14 protein-coding genes are annotated in these 17,575 nt (G+C 44.0%); 6 read left to right on the forward strand and 8 right to left on the reverse strand.

The window, feature by feature from the left end; translation table 11 throughout:
* Positions 1–222: 222 nt before the first annotated feature.
* The 5 genes from dnaA to SPEA_RS00035 all read left to right on the forward strand — a co-directional run bounded on the left by dnaA (position 223) and on the right by SPEA_RS00035 (position 7,506).
* Complete coding sequence (dnaA, locus tag SPEA_RS00015) at positions 223–1,608, forward strand: chromosomal replication initiator protein DnaA (protein ID WP_012153278.1); 1,386 nt, start codon at positions 223–225, stop codon at positions 1,606–1,608.
* 19 nt (positions 1,609–1,627) lie between these two features.
* The gene (dnaN, locus tag SPEA_RS00020) at positions 1,628–2,728 is read left to right on the forward strand and encodes a DNA polymerase III subunit beta (protein ID WP_012153279.1); all 1,101 of its coding nucleotides are present in this window, start codon (positions 1,628–1,630) and stop codon (positions 2,726–2,728) included.
* A gap of 120 nt (positions 2,729–2,848) precedes the next feature.
* Positions 2,849–3,931 carry a DNA replication/repair protein RecF gene (gene recF / locus SPEA_RS00025; protein ID WP_012153280.1) on the forward strand — a complete coding sequence of 361 codons (1,083 nt, stop codon included), beginning with the start codon at positions 2,849–2,851 and terminating at the stop codon, positions 3,929–3,931.
* A gap of 16 nt (positions 3,932–3,947) precedes the next feature.
* Positions 3,948–6,365, forward strand: a complete 2,418-nt coding sequence (gene gyrB / locus SPEA_RS00030) for a DNA topoisomerase (ATP-hydrolyzing) subunit B (RefSeq protein WP_041410746.1) — start codon at positions 3,948–3,950, stop codon at positions 6,363–6,365.
* Positions 6,366–6,459: 94 nt separating this feature from the next.
* Positions 6,460–7,506 (forward strand): HDOD domain-containing protein, encoded by a 1,047-nt coding sequence (locus SPEA_RS00035; protein ID WP_041411195.1) that lies wholly within the window; start codon positions 6,460–6,462, stop codon positions 7,504–7,506.
* 75 nt (positions 7,507–7,581) lie between these two features.
* On the opposite strand, the gene glyS is transcribed toward SPEA_RS00035, so the two are convergent.
* Both glyS and glyQ read right to left on the reverse strand, forming a co-directional pair.
* Positions 7,582–9,651, reverse strand: coding sequence for a glycine--tRNA ligase subunit beta (gene glyS / locus SPEA_RS00040; RefSeq protein ID WP_012153283.1), 2,070 nt, complete (start codon positions 9,649–9,651; stop codon positions 7,582–7,584).
* 11 nt (positions 9,652–9,662) lie between these two features.
* The gene (gene glyQ / locus SPEA_RS00045; RefSeq protein ID WP_041410747.1) at positions 9,663–10,568 is read right to left on the reverse strand and encodes a glycine--tRNA ligase subunit alpha; all 906 of its coding nucleotides are present in this window, start codon (positions 10,566–10,568) and stop codon (positions 9,663–9,665) included.
* A gap of 117 nt (positions 10,569–10,685) precedes the next feature.
* On the opposite strand from glyQ, the gene SPEA_RS00050 reads away from it, so the two are divergent.
* Complete coding sequence (locus SPEA_RS00050) at positions 10,686–11,246, forward strand: DNA-3-methyladenine glycosylase I (RefSeq protein ID WP_012153285.1); 561 nt, start codon at positions 10,686–10,688, stop codon at positions 11,244–11,246.
* A gap of 18 nt (positions 11,247–11,264) precedes the next feature.
* Here the strand turns inward: SPEA_RS00050 and SPEA_RS00055 are convergent, their stop codons facing one another.
* From SPEA_RS00055 to SPEA_RS00080, 6 genes are all read right to left on the reverse strand, one after another.
* A complete protein-coding gene (locus SPEA_RS00055) occupies positions 11,265–11,930 on the reverse strand; it encodes a hypothetical protein (RefSeq protein WP_012153286.1) in 666 nt (221 codons plus the stop codon).
* Between the two features lie 229 nt (positions 11,931–12,159).
* On the reverse strand, positions 12,160–15,360 hold the full coding sequence (locus tag SPEA_RS00060; RefSeq protein ID WP_012153287.1) for an amidohydrolase family protein: 3,201 nt from the start codon (positions 15,358–15,360) through the stop codon (positions 12,160–12,162).
* Between the two features lie 344 nt (positions 15,361–15,704).
* On the reverse strand, positions 15,705–16,142 hold the full coding sequence (locus SPEA_RS00065; RefSeq protein WP_012153288.1) for an MOSC domain-containing protein: 438 nt from the start codon (positions 16,140–16,142) through the stop codon (positions 15,705–15,707).
* Between the two features lie 34 nt (positions 16,143–16,176).
* Positions 16,177–16,422, reverse strand: a complete 246-nt coding sequence (gene tusA, locus SPEA_RS00070; protein WP_012153289.1) for a sulfurtransferase TusA — start codon at positions 16,420–16,422, stop codon at positions 16,177–16,179.
* 144 nt (positions 16,423–16,566) lie between these two features.
* A complete protein-coding gene (ybaK, locus tag SPEA_RS00075) occupies positions 16,567–17,037 on the reverse strand; it encodes a Cys-tRNA(Pro) deacylase (protein ID WP_012153290.1) in 471 nt (156 codons plus the stop codon).
* A gap of 58 nt (positions 17,038–17,095) precedes the next feature.
* Positions 17,096–17,557, reverse strand: coding sequence for a GNAT family N-acetyltransferase (locus tag SPEA_RS00080; RefSeq protein WP_012153291.1), 462 nt, complete (start codon positions 17,555–17,557; stop codon positions 17,096–17,098).
* Positions 17,558–17,575 lie beyond the last annotated feature (18 nt).

Consider the following 17,575-nt stretch of genomic DNA (forward strand, 5'->3'; position numbering starts at 1 on the left):
AAAAAACAGATCGAAGAGGCTATATTATAGATCGATCTGGATCGCTTTATAAAGCTGGATTTGCGGCTTCATCAATATTTTTTGATCGCCACGGATCTTTTTGGATCGAGATCTTAATGATTAGTTGATCTATCTGGGGATAAATATATTTAAAGGATAGCGATCAGCGTGATCTCACTATAGAATAGACCTCTTTTGTATGATCTTCTGGGGATAACTACAGTGGCGGTTTCACTTTGGCAACAATGTATCGCAAGGCTGCAAGATGAGCTCTCTGCTCAGCAATTCAGTATGTGGATAAGACCGTTACAAGCAGAAATGGAAGGCGATACACTCGTCATCTATGCGCCTAATCGTTTTGTTTTGGATTGGGTTAGGGATAAATACCTAAATATCATCAACCAATTTTTTACTGAACAAATGGGTAGCGATGCGCCAAGTTTGCGTTTCGATATCGGTAGTCGTCCGTCGGCTAAACCAGTTGTTCAGGCTACAGCAGCAGTAAGAACTAGCAGACCAGTTACTCGAGAAGTGACTAAGCCTTCTTTTAATACTCCGCACGCAGAGCCAATGGCTAATGCTAATCACCGTAGTAACATTAATCCGACTTACCAGTTTGATAACTTCGTTGAAGGTAAATCAAACCAATTGGGTAAAGCGGCTGCTTTGCAGGTGGCTGAAAATCCTGGTGGTGCGTATAACCCCTTGTTCCTTTATGGTGGCACAGGTTTAGGTAAAACTCACTTATTGCACGCTGTTGGTAATGGCATTATTAAAAATAACCCGAATGCAAAAGTAGTTTACATGCATTCAGAGCGTTTCGTGCAAGACATGGTTAAGGCGTTACAAAATAACGCGATTGAAGAGTTTAAGCGCTACTACCGTAGTGTTGATGCATTGTTTATCGATGACATCCAATTCTTCGCCAACAAAGATAGATCTCAAGAAGAGTTCTTCCATACCTTTAATGCGTTATTAGAAGGTAATCATCAGATCATTCTGACATCGGATAAATACCCGAAAGAGATCGACGGTGTTGAAGATCGTCTTAAATCTCGTTTTGGTTGGGGTCTAACAGTTGCCATTGAGCCACCAGAATTAGAAACCCGTGTTGCGATCTTAATGCGTAAGGCACAAGAGAGTGGCATTAACTTACCCGATGAAGTGGCATTCTTTATTGCTAAGCGCTTACGTTCGAACGTGCGTGAGCTTGAAGGTGCACTGAACCGTGTTATTGCTAACGCTAACTTCACTGGCCGTCCGATCACTATCGATTTTGTGCGTGAAGCACTACGAGACTTACTTGCTCTACAAGAGAAGTTGGTCACTATCGATAATATTCAGAAGACTGTAGCGGAATACTACAAGATCAAGATGGCAGATATGTTATCTAAGCGTCGTTCACGTAGTGTGGCGCGTCCAAGACAGATGGCAATGGCGTTATCGAAAGAGTTAACTAACCAGAGCTTGCCAGAGATTGGCGATGCGTTTGGTGGTCGTGATCACACAACTGTATTACATGCATGTCGTAAAATTGCCCAGTTGCGTGAAGAAAGTCATGACATTAAAGAAGATTATGCTAACTTGATAAGAACTTTATCTTCTTAATATCAGGGATATTGAATCAATGAAATTCTCAATTGATAGGGACGCCTTACTAAAACCGCTGCAATTAGTCAGTGGTGCTGTAGAGAGGCGACATAACTTGCCTATACTGGCAAACCTTTTGGTTGAAGTGAGTAATCACTCACTTAAGTTAACTGGAACCGATTTAGAAGTCGAGTTAGTCGGCGAAGTTCAGCTCGAAGGTGAGATCCTTGAGGGGCGTACCACGGTCCCAGCGAAAAAATTTTTAGATATTGTTAAGTCGCTACCTGATCAGGTAGAGCTTAAGATTGAGCAGCAAGAAAACCGTCTGTTGTTACGTTCGGGTCGTAGCCGTTTTACTTTGGCGACCTTGCCTGCTGAAGAGTATCCAAATGTCGATGCCTTTGAGGCTGAGATTGAGTTTACCTTGAAGCAGGGCACCATGAAGTCGTTGATCGACGCGACTCAGTTCTCTATGGCTAACCAGGACGTGCGTTATTACCTTAACGGACTGTTATTGGAAACCGAAGGCAATGTGCTGCGTGCGATTGCGACTGACGGGCACCGTTTGGCATTGAGCCATCGAATGATCGAGGCGTCACTGCCTGAAAAGCAAGTGATTGTGCCCCGCAAGGGCGTATTAGAGCTTATGCGTTCGTTTGAAGCAGACGATCTCGACGTAACGATTGCGATTGGTGACAATGCGATTAGAGCGACAACGGCAACAGCAGTGTTTACCAGTAAACTTGTTGATGGGCGTTTTCCTGATTATCGTCGTGTACTGCCAAAGGGTGGCGATAAAGTTGTTATTGCGAGCCGATTACAGCTAAAACAAGCGTTACTGCGCGCTTCTATTCTGTCGAATGAGAAGTTCCGTGGTGTTCGTGTCCAGCTGGAAAACAATTTAATCAAGATCACCGCTAATAACCCTGAACAGGAAGAAGCGGAAGAGATCTTAGATGTTGAATATGAAAATACACCATTAGAGATAGGTTTTAACGTCAGTTACTTACTCGACGTTCTCAATAATCTACCTTCAGATGATGTACGCATTACCTTGATAGACGGTAACTCAAGCGCGCTTATCGACAACCACATAGAGCAAGATTCTATGTATGTTGTTATGCCTATGCGTTTGTAGCCTCCGGCCCTTTTCTATCTCGACTTAAGGTTAACCAAGTAAAGGCGTTAAATGTACTTTATCTGGTTAACCTAAGTGACTCAGTAATAGAACACTCCCCCGTTGTTATAAAGGTCATCAATGAGTCTTAGCCGTCTCCATATCGAATCTTTTCGTAATATATCTTCTGCGCAACTGCAGCCGGGTGACGGGCTGAACTTAATCTATGGCCACAATGGCAGTGGCAAAACCAGTATTCTTGAGGCTATTTACTTCCTCGGTATGGGCCGCTCCTTTCGAAGCCATCTTTCCCAGCGTGTGATTAAGAATGACGATGATGCATTGACCCTGTTTGCCAATATGGAAAGCGGTGATGAGCAGAGTAAGATAGGTTTACGTCGTTTTAGAAGCGGTGATATTGAAGTTAAAATCAATGGTGATAAAGTAAAGCGTTTATCGACGCTCGCTGAAACTTTACCGATCCAAGTGATCACACCTGAGAGTTTTTCTCTGCTGTTCGAAGGCCCTAAATCTAGGCGTCAGTTTATTGATTGGGGAGCGTTTCATTCTGACCCACGTTTTTATGCTGCATGGGTCAATGTACGTCGAATTTTAAAGCAGCGAAATCAGTTACTCAGAGATGGTTCGCCCTATAGTTCGATTCAATTTTGGGATAAAGAATTTATTCGTTATGCTGAACTGGTAACCGACATAAGAAAGCAATATGTAGACTCGTTAAATGAGCTACTTAAGGGTATAATCGGAGAGTTTTTACCTCAGGTTGATGTTAAGGTTTCTTTTACCCGAGGGTGGGATGCAAAAACCGAGTATGCACAGTTACTCGAGACGCAATACCCTAGAGATTTAGCCACAGGCTATACCGTCAGTGGGCCGCATAAAGCTGATTTACGTTTGCGGGTAGGGACACTACCTGCACAAGATGCTTTATCTCGTGGCCAGCTGAAATTGTTAGTCTGTGCATTACGCATTGCACAGGGAAAGTTGCTAAAACAACAAATAGATAAAAAAAGTATTTATCTGGTGGACGATCTTCCATCGGAATTGGATGCAAAGCATAGAAAACTATTGTTACAGCAATTAGCGGATACCGGGGCACAAGTTTTTGTCACGGCTATTGAGCCTGCAGCAATAGTAGATTCGTTAATCACGCCGCCAAGTAAGATGTTCCATGTGGAACAAGGTCGTGTAACGGTAATTGAATAACCGACGAGAGAATAATATGTCAGAGAATAGTTATGATTCTTCGAGTATTAAGGTTCTAAAGGGCCTTGATGCGGTACGTAAAAGACCAGGCATGTACATCGGTGATACCGATGATGGTACAGGTCTACATCACATGGTATTCGAAGTAGTCGATAACTCTATCGATGAAGCGTTAGCGGGCCACTGTAACGACGTCATTATTACCATTCATGCCGATGGTTCTGTATCGGTTCGAGATGACGGCCGTGGTATTCCGGTATCGATCCACGAAGAGGAAGGTATCTCTGCTGCTGAAGTTATTATGACCGTACTTCACGCTGGTGGTAAATTCGATGATAACTCTTATAAAGTATCGGGTGGTTTGCACGGTGTTGGTGTGTCGGTTGTAAACGCACTATCTTCAAAGCTGCAGATGACTATCCGTCGTGACGGCAAAGTATACGAGCAATTCTACACCCACGGTGTACCAGATGCTCCTATTGCACCGATTGGCGAAGCGACTAAGACTGGTACAGAAATCCGTTTTTGGCCAAGCACTGAGACATTCACTGACGTCTTGTTCCATTTCGATATCTTAGCTAAGCGTGTTCGTGAACTGTCATTCTTGAACTCAGGTGTGGGTATTCGTCTTGTTGATGAGCGTGATAACCGTGATGAATTCTTCAAATACGAAGGCGGTATCAGTGCATTTGTTGACTACTTAAACGTTAACAAAACACCGGTAAACAAAGAAGTATTCCACTTCTGTCAAGAGCGTGAAGACGGTATTACCGTTGAAGTCGCTATGCAATGGAACGATGGTTTCCAAGAGAATATCTTCTGTTTTACCAACAATATTCCACAGCGCGATGGTGGTACTCACTTAGCGGGCTTCCGTGGTGCGTTGACACGTAACTTGAATAACTACATGGAACGTGAAGGGTATAATAAGAAAGGTAAGACTGCTGCAACGGGTGATGACGCTCGTGAAGGTCTAACTGCAGTTATTTCAGTTAAAGTGCCGGATCCTAAGTTCAGTTCACAGACTAAAGATAAGTTAGTTTCTAGTGAGGTAAAGTCTGCTGTTGAGCAAACTATGGGCGAGCAGTTAGGTGATTACCTAATGGAGCATCCAAACGAAGCTAAGTTAATTGTTGGTAAGATTATCGACGCAGCGCGTGCTCGTGAAGCGGCACGTAAAGCGCGTGAAATGACTCGTCGTAAGGGCGCATTAGATTTAGGTGGTTTGCCGGGTAAGCTTGCTGACTGCCAAGAGAAAGATCCTGGTCTTTCTGAAATTTACATAGTGGAGGGTGACTCAGCTGGTGGCAGCGCCAAGCAGGGTCGTAACCGTAAGAACCAAGCGATTCTTCCACTAAAAGGTAAGATCCTAAACGTAGAGAAAGCGCGTTTCGATAAGATGCTATCTTCGCAAGAAGTGGCAACACTAATCACTGCACTAGGTTGCGGTATTGGTCGTGACGAATATAACCCAGATAAGACCCGTTATCACAACATCGTTATCATGACCGATGCTGACGTCGACGGCTCGCACATTCGTACCTTGCTGTTGACCTTCTTCTTCCGTCAAATGCCTGAGCTTATTGAGCGTGGCTATGTATATATTGCACAACCACCTTTGTACAAGGTTAAGAAAGGTAAGCAAGAGCAATATCTGAAAGATGATCCAGCATTGACTGAGTACTTAACGACTCAAGCACTTGATAATGCCAACATCTATCCTTCGCAGGGGGCACCAGGTATGTCTGGTCAGCCACTAGAGCGTTTGGTTAATCAGTATCGTGAAGTGGAAGCTATCATTGCTCGTCTAGAGCAGCGTTACCCAACTAACATTACCGATCTAATGCTATATCACCCAGCAATCACTAATGAGATGTTGAGTGATGAAGCACAAATCAAAGCTTGGGCTGACGTGTTTGTAGCTGATTTAATTGATAAAGAGACTGGCGGTATTTTATATAGTGCTGAGCCAGTGCTTGATCCTGAACGTCAAGTTTACCTGCCTAAGATTACAATCCGTAAGCACGGTATCGATACACACTACATGTTCTCATATGACTTCTTCCAGTCTACTGATTACCAGCGCATCGTTAAGATGGGCTCTGAAATCAATGGTCTAGTAGAAGATGGTGGCTATGTACAACGTGGTGAGCGTACTAAGGATGTCACTAGCTTCGTTGAAGCATTAGATTGGTTAATGAACGAATCTAAGCGCGGCCTATACATCCAGCGTTATAAAGGATTGGGTGAGATGAACCCTGAGCAATTGTGGGAAACTACAATGGATCCTGAATCTCGTCGTATGCTACAAGTTACCATCGAAGATGCGATTGGTGCTGACCAGTTGTTTACCTGTTTGATGGGTGATCAGGTTGAGCCGCGTCGTGACTTTATCGAAGCCAATGCTCTGAATGTGGCGAACCTCGACGTTTAAGTTTATTTTTATCAGTAAACTTAATAATTGAGTAAAATCGGTGCTATAGGCACCGATTTTTTTTGTTAACAAATCCGTGTCCGGTCATAAGAAATTGATTAGTAAAGCCTTCAAAAAACTGTTTAATATCAGAGAACAGGTTGTCATCGAAAAGCCGAAGAGCTTCAGTGGTTCAATGGAGCAGTTTCACCCTAGGCAAAGCGACTCCATTGTTGCTAGCAGACCACAACCAGTGACCCAGACTCCTGTGGCTGCTATCGATCTATCTGCTTTGTTTTATAGCTTATTATTTCCTAGCACTCAGCTTAGTGGTACGGCAAATGAGTTGGAAAAGAATGTATTTAGGCGGGTAGAAGCGGCCTTGGCATCCCCCAAAGCTATTGCCGAAAGGGTATTAAAACTGCCTACTCAAGTCGCAGCACTAGATAAACAACTTGCGGATGAGAATAGCGATACCAAAGCGCTATTAGCTTTAATCGAGAAGGACCCTGTGTTGAGTGTTGAGGTGCTAAAGTTGTGTAACTCACCTCTGTTTAAACGCAGCGATAAAGAGGTGACCAGCTTACAGCAAGCGTTAGTGCAGCTGGGGCGAGAACAGATGAGACGTTTTGTGACGACAGCTATGATGCGTAAGGTCATCGATATCCAACCCATCTATTTTCGCCGTTTTGGTAGCCAGGTTTGGCGCCATTCTATGCAGGTAGCCTATCTATCCTGTGAGCTGACTCAAGACGATCCTGACACAGCTTTCTTGCTTGGGTTGTTACACGATGTGGGTAAGATAGCGATTTTCAAACTCTTGTTAGAAGCCTTTAAACAAGCAGAACCTAGTGAGCAACCCTGTTCGAGTCTGTTTAGACAGGTGATGACGGCAAAATCTTTAAGCTTAAGTGCGCTATTAGCCCGGTACTGGGAGTTACCCTCACTATTTGAGTCAGAGCTCAGTCGTTTAGCTATCGTTGATTCTAAGCCTATTGGTGGCCATGCTGAAGTTGTTTGGCGAGCTAATCTTATCAGTGAGTGTTCTATGTTATTGGAAGCGGGTAAGTTACTGCCTGAGCAATTAGATAGGTTGCTAATTGATGCATCAATAGATAGTGAAACCTTTGAGCAAATGCATCAGAAGCTGGTGCAGTTTTAGCTTTATTCAGCTAATAACTACTCAATAAAAAAACGCGCCAAATGGCGCGTTTTTTATGATTCATCGATTCAGTGGTTACTGAAGCAGTGAAATATCTGCAGCATGTAAGAACTGCTCTCGCAGGCTAGATAGTAGCGCTAGGCGGTTGTTCTTTAGCGCTTCATCATCAGCCATTACCATCACATCTTCGAAGAAGGTATCAACGCTTTCACGTAGGCTAGCTAGTAACGCTAATGCTTCTTGATAGTTAGCGGCTGCAAATAGTGGCGCTAGCTGTGGTTGCAATTCTGCAAGCTTTTCAGCCAGCGCTTTTTCAGCGGCTTCAACAAGTAGCTTATCGTCGATAGCAGCAGGTAACTCGCCTTCAACTTTAGCCAAGATGTTAGATACACGCTTATTAGCAGCAGCAAGTGCAGATGCTTGTTCAAGAGTTCTGAAGTGAGCAACAGCTTTAATGCGGCTTTCAAAATCGGCAGGAGCGGTAGGGCGACGAGCTAATACTGCTAGAATCACGTCTACACTCACGCCTTGATCTTGATACCAAGCGCGGAAGCGAGCCATAAAGAACTCAAGTACTTGCTCGGCAACATCTGCGTTAGTGAGATTCTCTCCGTGTAGCTCTTGTGCTTTAGCAATTAAATCAACAAGATCTAGCGGTAAGTTGTTCTCTAAACAAATACGTAGCACACCAATTGCTGCACGGCGAAGTGCGAATGGATCCGCAGCACCTTTAGGCGCTTGGCCAATACCAAAGATACCCACTAGCGTGTCTAGTTTTTCAGCGAGTGCAACACAGATAGAGATAGGTGCTGTTGGTACGGTATCACCAGAGAACTTAGGCTTATATTGCTCAGACAGAGCTACGGCTACCGCTTCCGTTTCACCATTTAGGCGGGCGTAATGCATACCCATGGTGCCTTGAAGGTCAGTAAACTCCATTACCATGTTAGTCATCAAATCTGACTTAGATAATAGACCTGCACGCGCCGCTTCTTCGCTGTTAGCATCGATGCTAGTGGCAATGTAACCAGCCATAGCTGAGATACGTTCAACACGTTGCTTAATAGTGCCAAGCTGCTTTTGGAATACAACGGTTTCTAGGCTAGTAAGGCGAGCTTCAAGTGTGTCTTTCTTATCTGTTTCGAAGAAGAACTCAGCATCGGCGAGACGTGGGCGAACCACTTTCTCGTTACCGGCAATAATCTGCTGTGGATCTTTAGATTCGATGTTAGTTACGAAGATAAAGTTAGGCAGTAACTGACCAGCGTTATCAAATACTGGGAAGTATTTTTGGTCGCCTTTCATGGTGTAAACCAAGGCTTCAGCTGGCACATCTAAGAACTTCTCTTCGAAGCTTGCCGTTAGTACTACTGGCCATTCAACCAAAGAGGTCACTTCTTCAAGTAGGTCATCTTCTAAATCGGCTACGCCACCAATTTTAGCTGCTGCAGCTTCGGCATCAGTCTTGATGATTGCCTTACGCGCTTCATAATCCGCTAGTACCTTACCTTTTTCTTTTAGCGCAACAAGGTAGTTGTCGGCATGATCTAGCTTGAAGCTAGACTCACCCATAAAGCGGTGACCACGAATAATGCGATCAGACTTGATGCCTAGTAGCTCACCGTCAACCACTTCACTACCAAGTAACATGGTAACTGTGTGAACAGGACGGATAAATTGCGTGGTATTGCTACCCCAACGCATTGGCTTTGGAATAGGTAATTTGTCTAAAGACCGTTGCGCCATATCGGCAATTAGGCTCTTAGTCTCAACACCGACTACACGTGCTTGGTGTAGTAACCATTCGCCTTTATCTGTCTTTAAACGCTCAGCTTGCTCAACTGTAATACCGTTACCACGGGCCCAGCCCATAGCGGCTTTAGTTGGATTACCATCGGCATCGAAAGCTTGTGCTACAGCGGGTCCGCGTTTCTCAACTACTTTGTCAGCCTGAGCCAGTGCAAGTTGATTAATGCAGATAGCTAGACGACGTGGCGCAGCGTGCCATACAGCAGACTCAAAGCTTAGCTCTGCTTTTGTTAGCTCTTCGGTAAAATTAGCTAAGAAAGACTCAGCCAGTTTACGCAGTGATTTTGGAGGTAACTCTTCAGTACCGATTTCAATCAGTAAGTTTTCAAAATTCATCTGTTATTCCTCTACTTACACATTGGGAAGCCAAGAGCTTCACGGGCCTGATAGTAAGATTCTGCAACGCCTTTAGCCATGGTACGAACGCGTAGGATATAACGCTGGCGCTCAGTAACAGAGATAGCGTGGCGTGCATCTAGCAGGTTAAATGCATGAGAGGCTTTCATTACTTGCTCATAAGCAGGTAGTGGAAGTGGCTTTTCAAGCGTTAATAAACGCTCACAAGCTTGCTCACAGTCATCAAACATCTTAAATAGCACTTCAACATTGGCATGCTCGAAGTTATAAGTTGATTGCTCAACTTCATTTTGATGGAAGATATCGCCGTACATGACTTTACCCATAGGGCCGTCTGTCCAAACAAGATCGTAAACGCTGTCTACTTCTTGGATATACATAGCAAGACGCTCAAGACCGTAAGTGATTTCGCCGGTTACAGGCTTACACTCTAGACCACCCACTTGCTGGAAATAAGTGAACTGAGAGACTTCCATACCGTTAAGCCAAATTTCCCAGCCAAGGCCCCAAGCACCCAGTGTTGGTGATTCCCAGTTGTCTTCTACGAAGCGAACGTCATGCACATTCATATCTACACCTACGGCTTCTAGTGAGCCTAGGTAGAGTTCCTGAATGTTGCTTGGTGATGGCTTTAGTACTACTTGGAATTGGTAGTAGTGCTGAAGACGGTTAGGGTTTTCACCGTAACGGCCATCAGTCGGGCGGCGACATGGTTGAACATAGGCACTACTCATAGGCTCTGGGCCTAATGAACGTAAGAATGTCATCGGGTGGAATGTACCAGCACCCACTTCCATGTCCAATGGTTGAACGATAGCGCAACCTTGCTGCGCCCAGTATTCCTGCAGGGTCATAATGAAGCCCTGGAATGTTTTCACGTCGTGTTTCGTCGTCATATCCGCTTGTCTACTGCCTGGAAGCTCTAATAGAAAATGGGATCAATTATACCTTGTAGAATAACGCTTATGTAGGTTATTTTTTATCTGGTTGGTTAAAAACTCAGGAATTGGACTATGGAAGTAACGCGTTGTGGCTGGGTTAGTAACGATCCCATTTATCAAGAGTACCATGACAGGGTGTGGGGAAGGCCTGTTTATGATAGCCAAGAGTTATTTGCGAAGCTTTGTCTCGACGGTCAGCAGGCGGGTTTATCTTGGATTACCATACTAAAGAAACAGCAAAATTATGAGGCTGCATTTGCTAATTTTGATCCTAAAGTTATCGCAACTTTTGATGATGCAAAAATAGAGGAATTACTGCAAAACCCTGGCATTGTACGTAATAGGCTTAAGGTTAATTCGATCATAAAAAATGCTAAAGGCTATATGGCTTATGTCGAGCAGGGTAATGATTTTTCAGCGTTTTTGTGGAGCTTTGTAGGGGGCGCGCCAAAGACTAATCATTTTATATCAATGAATGAATTACCTGTACAGACCCCAGAGTCAGAAGCCATGTCTAAGGCCTTAAAGAAGATGGGTTTTAACTTCGTCGGCCCCACTATTTGTTATGCCTTTATGCAAGCCGTTGGCATGGTAAATGACCACACCACGGACTGTTTTTGTTATCAAAAATAACCCATATAGCCTAAGGATTTAAGGCTGAGTCATTACAAGTTTTGATGGGTCTTCAGAATGTAAATAGATGGCTTTAAATTCCACTTCGCCAGTAGAGTTAATAGTGCTGTTTACAAAACTATTGTTGTTATCAAATTCAGATAAAAGCTTTCTATTATTTTCTGTTACTTCGTTAGTGGTGAGGGATAGGGCGCAGATACGTCCGGAGCAGGCAACATGCTGATCATAGATGGCCAAGTCTTTAAGAATTATTAGCTGTTGGTTGAGCTTTTCTTGTCTATTAACAGCAAGCTCACTGCTCGTCTGTAAGCGAGAAGCCTGCTCTATAAAATCAGCCATTCCGACAGTTAATACATGGGTCATGGCGCTACTATCTACAGTACCTTGCTCATCTACAAATAATGCATTGATCGAGGCTTCATCGATGAGCTTGGTGTATCTGTTATTGGGACTTTCCTGTAGTTCAAGAGTGACTTGTTGTACTGGGGGGAGCACGGCTTCTTTAGATATATTGGTGTCACTATAATCCGCCAATTTTTTTTCATTGGCTAAAGGTAATAATTTTTCTGTGGAATCTTCTAAGCTTTGAACTGTGGGGGTTGGTGAGTTTAAAAATAGCTGTGTTGCTAATACGGATAGTGTGATGCTAACAAAGACTAAAGCAATGACTCTAGATGTATTCATGTTTTATTTTCCTTAATGTGTAAAGAGTTCCATTCCCTAAGCGCCAACATATAATATTAGCTAAAGTTGATAAAGATATTTGTTCATAAAAAAGGATGTTCCACGTGGAACACCCTTTGTAGTTTTACACTTTAAACTGATTTTTATGGATTTTGCATCAAAAAATAATTTTTCTGAAATTTAAAAATCGCAGCTGAGTTTGGCCAGATTTTAAAATTAAAAATGAAATTTATTTTTCAAAAAAGAACGCTTGTCTCTGCTTGCCTTTGTTTTTGGCACCACCATTTAACTGGTCCATGGTTTCTGCATTAAACAGTTTGCCGTTTACCATGGTGTAAGTTACTCGGTCGGTTACGCGAATATCTTCCAGAGGATTACCATCGATAACAATCAGGTCTGCGAGCTTACCTTGTTTGATAGAACCTATTTGATGATCCATGGCAAAGTGCTTAGCTGGGTTAATGGTTGCCGTTTTTAATACTTCCATATTACTCATGCCACCTTGGGCAAACATCCACATCTCCCAATGAGCCGCTAAACCTTCACGCTGACCATGAGCACCAATGTTGGCTTTGATACCCACTTCATTTAATTCGTTAGCTACGCGTGCAACGTTAAAATGGTTGTAATGTTCATCAGGTGCAGTTGGGCGACGCATTGAGCGAGCGTCCAAAATGTCTGATGGTACATACATAGAAAGGCGGGGGTGAGCCCAGACATCAGTTTTGTCGTACCAGTAGTTTTCGCCAGAAATACCGCCATAGGCGACAACTAGGGTTGGCGTGTAACCAACATCTGTTTGGCCCCAGAACTGCTTAATATCGTCATAGATATTGGCCGCAGGTAGTGAGTGCTCAATACCTGTGTGTCCATCGGCTATCATGGTTAAGTTGTGTTGCAACAAACTGCCACCTTCAGGCACTACCATCATCTCTAGCTCACGAGCGGCTGCGATAACTTGCTGGCGTTGGTTACGGCGAGGCTGGTTATAGCTCTTTACGCTGAACGCGCCAACTTTTTTCAAGCGCTCTAAGTGAAACTTGGCGTCATCTAGCGAATCTATATGAGAGGTATAACCTGGTAGGTTCGCGCCATATAAAATCGTACCGGTTGAGAATATACGAGGCCCAGCAATATTACCGGCTTTCTGTTGCTCAGAAGAGGCGAAGATTTCAGTGGTGTCGTTTGATGGATCATGAATCGCAGTAACACCTAAAGATAGATTTGAGTACAGCTCCCAGTTCTGTTGCGGGATGATCTCATTCTCACCTTGAGCACCATGAGCATGGGCATCGAACAAACCTGGCATTAAGGTTTTGCCTTTGATATCGATAACCTTAGCATCGCTTGGAATATCGATAACTGAAGCTGGACCGACACTGACAATGTGATTGTCTTTAACGATTACAGTGCCATTTTCGATAACTTCATCGTTTTCCATCGTAATGATGTTGCCACCAACAAAGGCAATTGTTCCACGTGGAACATCTGCTTTTTGAGTGAAACCAAGATCGGTAATGCTAGGCTCTACTTTAGTTATTTCAGCGTCTTCAGCCTGTTGTTGATACTGGGTATCAACATTCACTTGATAAAGCTCTGGGCCAAGAGTCCAGTAAAGCTGGTTGCTGTCGGTATTCCAGCTGATGCTTTCACCTGCGCGAACACTTAGCTGTTCAACAGGGAGGTTACTTGCCTTAGGCCCAATTTTAATTGTCTCGCCATGCTTGGCAAAGGGAGTAACGAATACTTTAAAGCGTTCGGCAAAGGCTAGCTGTTTACCGTCTGGTGAGACTCTGAATTCGGTAGCGTGTTTACTGGTGTAGTGTACGCGTTTTTCGAAACCATTGAGTCCAATAGATGCAAGCTGTGGTGTTTCACCGCTTTCCATAAAGTAGACACGGTCATTATCGGCACCAAATTGTGGCTGATAACCTGCAGAGGTGATCTTAGTATTTTTGTCACCATCGATGTCTACTTGGTAAAGTCCGGTTTCTTGTGACCAAGTACGAGGCGTGATGTAACCTCCTTTGGCTTTACGGTAAACCACGGTTTCCCCATCTGGAGAGAAGGTGGGTTCTACATATTTACCCGGCTCATCCGTTAATACCTTAACCCGCTTATTGCGCACGTTCGCCAAACTAACAGTGCCTTGCTCTTGGTCATCCCAAGTGGTGAATACGACTTTCTTGCCGTCACGAGACCACTGTGGGAATAACTCGCGTAGGTCGCTATCCAATTTTGTTAGGCGTGACATTTTGCCGTCGGGTAAGCTCTTAACCCAAATTTTGCCTAGGGCTTCAAAAGCGACTTTTTTGCCGTCAGGAGATACTTGCGCCATGCGCAGCATCTTCACGTCGAACACATCTTTATCAAGATCTTGGGTAAATCGAACAGCTGGTTGGATGGCGCGCTCGGTCTTAATCGTAAATGGAATTTGTGCTACTGACTTAGATTCAACATCAAGCTTGTTGATCTTACCGTTCGCCCAAAACAGGATTTCATTATTATCGGTGGTCCAGCTCATAGTTGGATACACACCATGGATAGCCCAAGTTTCTTGCATGTCTCGGTCTAGTTCGCCATATAACTTTTCAGTTTCGCCAGACTTTAGGTCGAGCAAATAGAGTGAAGACTGGAAACCATCACGCTTAATGTAGGCCAGCTTGTTACCGTCAGGACTTGGTGTTGGTCTAATCGCACCGCCAGTTCCCTGGATTAATACTTCGATATCACCCGTCTGGGTATCGTAACGTTTAATCTTATAGATGCCTTTTACCGAGTCTTTTGAGTAGTGGAATGTCTTACCGGGAGTCGAATCTTGGCTAAAATAGATATAGTGCCCATCTGGTGAGTAGGCTGGCTCACCTAAGTCTTTTTGCTCATTTGGGCGCTCGGTAAGTTTTACACCGTCACCACCGGCAACGTGATACATCCATACTTCTCCAGCACCTAAGCTACGACTACCAGTAAAGTGCTTACGCGCTACTAGGTATTGCCCATCCGGGCTCCAAGCTGGACTGTTCAATAAGCGGAAAGTTTCTTTGGTGACTGGGCGAGGATTACTACCATCGGCTTGCATAACCCAAATGTTGTCACCACCATCTTCATCTGAGGTAAAGGCGATATACTTGCCATCAGGGCTATAAACCGGCTGCATCTGCCATGCGATGCCTTTGGCTAATGGCTTTGCTTCGCCGCCAGCAATTGGCATTTGATAAATATCACCGAGTAAGTCGAACACCACATGTTTGCCATTCGGGCTGACACTGACATTCATCCAGGTGCCTTCATCGACTTCAATTTTAATTTGTTCTAAAGGTGCATCTGCTGGTGTATTGACTTGCCAAGCTTTGTTATCTTCTGCAGCGACTGGAACACTAAGGCTTAATGCGATGGCAGCATATAGGGGAGTTAATTTGTTTTTTAACATGCTAATCCTATGATTATAGTTATCGTTTTAAAGGAGTGGTTTCTGGTATAGGTTATAGATTGTTAGCGCTAGCGCTTAATTGGAGATTAATTTGTGCAACAGTTATCGCACAAATTAGTTAACAGTAAAACAAATATTCTGTTTCAATTAGTAAAGTCGATATTAGGCAATAAAATTGAGTTCACTAGGTGATTGGAGAGCTGAACGAAGGATTAAACTATGGCGAATCTTGCTGATAACTGTAAGAGGGTTGCTAGCGAGTTTGCAGGCTATAAGTTATTTAATTGCTGAGCAGTCTGAATCAAAGGTAAGAGAGATGGCTATAATTATGAATAAAATAGTGGCTATAGCAATTCAACATTGTCGTCTATTTTGATATTTGAACCTGTAATCACTCGACAAGTTACGCCACCGCGCCAGTCAGACATTAATGCTTGCTCGAGTCCAGGGTAAGCCATTTCCATTTTTTCGCAGGGATCAGTTTCACCAGTGATCTCTAAAATGAGTTTGCCGATAATAAGTTGCTTACCTACATCTTGTGAGGAAAAACTTAAGCCATCAATAAGTAAGTTTGCTCGGCGAGTAAGCCAAGGGAGTTGATTGTCGATTTCATTACAGGCTAGCCGCCATTTCTGAATAGACATCACGGTGATTTGGCGTTTCCCCGGACGGCCAAAGATGTCGTTTTCAACACCTTTAGCTTGGGTAACTTCGGCTTGTTCAACCGTAATCATTTGACCACGTTTTTCAGTTTTAAATGCAATGCCAATAAGTGATGCCATGGTAATTCCTTTTATCCATTATCTGGGCAGGCGACTATAAGCCTTTTTTTATCAAGTACTGATAAGGCGTCGATTCTGTTTGGCTGGCAATTAAGGTGTGATCCATAAATTCGCAAAAACTTGGAATATCGCGCGTTGTTGCAGGATCATCAGCAATAATAAGTAAGGTTTCACCATCATTCATGCGCCTTACTGATTTACGCACCATCATCACAGGTTCTGGGCAGCGTAAGCCTAAAGCGTCGAGTTGATGTTGCGCAGCATTAAATAGGTCGTTCATATTTCCTCAGCTGAACGATTAAACAGAAGTGGCTAATATTACTCCAGCCTTTAAGTTTATCCAAGCGCGTAGCGTTTATTTGTGAGCTTGGGTCATTTGGTTATTTGCAGTGTTCCACGTGGAACACTGCAAATGAATAGACGGTTATTCGGCTGTGATAGGGGCAAATTGTGCTCTTAGTAGCAGCTTGATATCTTCAGGTGCTAATTCGATATCTAACCCTCGACGCCCACCGCTAACAAACATCTTATCGAGCGATGCTGCAGACTGATCAATAACCGTTGGCAGCTGTCGCTTCTGCCCTAAAGGACTGACACCGCCGAGCACATAGCCTGAGCTACGCTGTACTTCCATGGCTTCGGCCATCGCAGCTTTTTTGGCTTTGGCTGCTTTTGCGATTGCCTTCATACTAAGCTTTTCGGCTACAGGAATGATAGCTACCGCAAGTTGCTTGCCATCCAATTTAACCACTAAGGTCTTGAATACCAGCTCAGCTGCAACACCGATTTTCTCAGCCGCTTCTAAGCCATAAGCTTGGCAAGCGGGATCATGGTGATACTCATGAACTTGGTGGGCAATCTTGTGTTTTACGAGCAGGTCGATAGCGGGAGTCATTTATTTACCTATATTTGTAGCGAAGGCTGTGTGGGCTTAAGTTGGTACGAGTTTGGGATTAAAGTGATTTTTCCATAACCTGCACTTTAATACCGTGATAAGTGACCTGTTCTACTGCTTGCCAGCCAAGGCGGGCATATAGGCCGCCTGTAAAATCTTCGGTCTGCAAGTTGATGCTGCTTACTCCAAGCTCTTTGGCCTTATCTATAATAGCGGTTACTACGGCATTGGCGATGCCCTTACCTCTATGCTCTGAGGCAACATAAACCCCACCAAGCCAATGTTCTCTCTCGGGGTAGATATCCATTTCATGGAAACGCAGTTGAGCAGCACCGAGCAGTTCATCGCCAGCTTGGGCTAAGATAATCAAAGGCAGTTTGTCGTGATTAAGGTAATCTTTGAGCTTCAACTCCAGCTCTTTGGGGCTACGACCTTCACCAATATAGCCCCACTCATCGCTATACCATTTTGCTATTTGGCTGATGGCAGAATGATTGTCGGCAAGTAATACAAATTTCATAGCGCAGCCTAAGGAATT

Origin of the sequence: Shewanella pealeana ATCC 700345, assembly GCF_000018285.1 — a bacterium.
GTDB classification, from domain to species: domain Bacteria; phylum Pseudomonadota; class Gammaproteobacteria; order Enterobacterales; family Shewanellaceae; genus Shewanella; species Shewanella pealeana.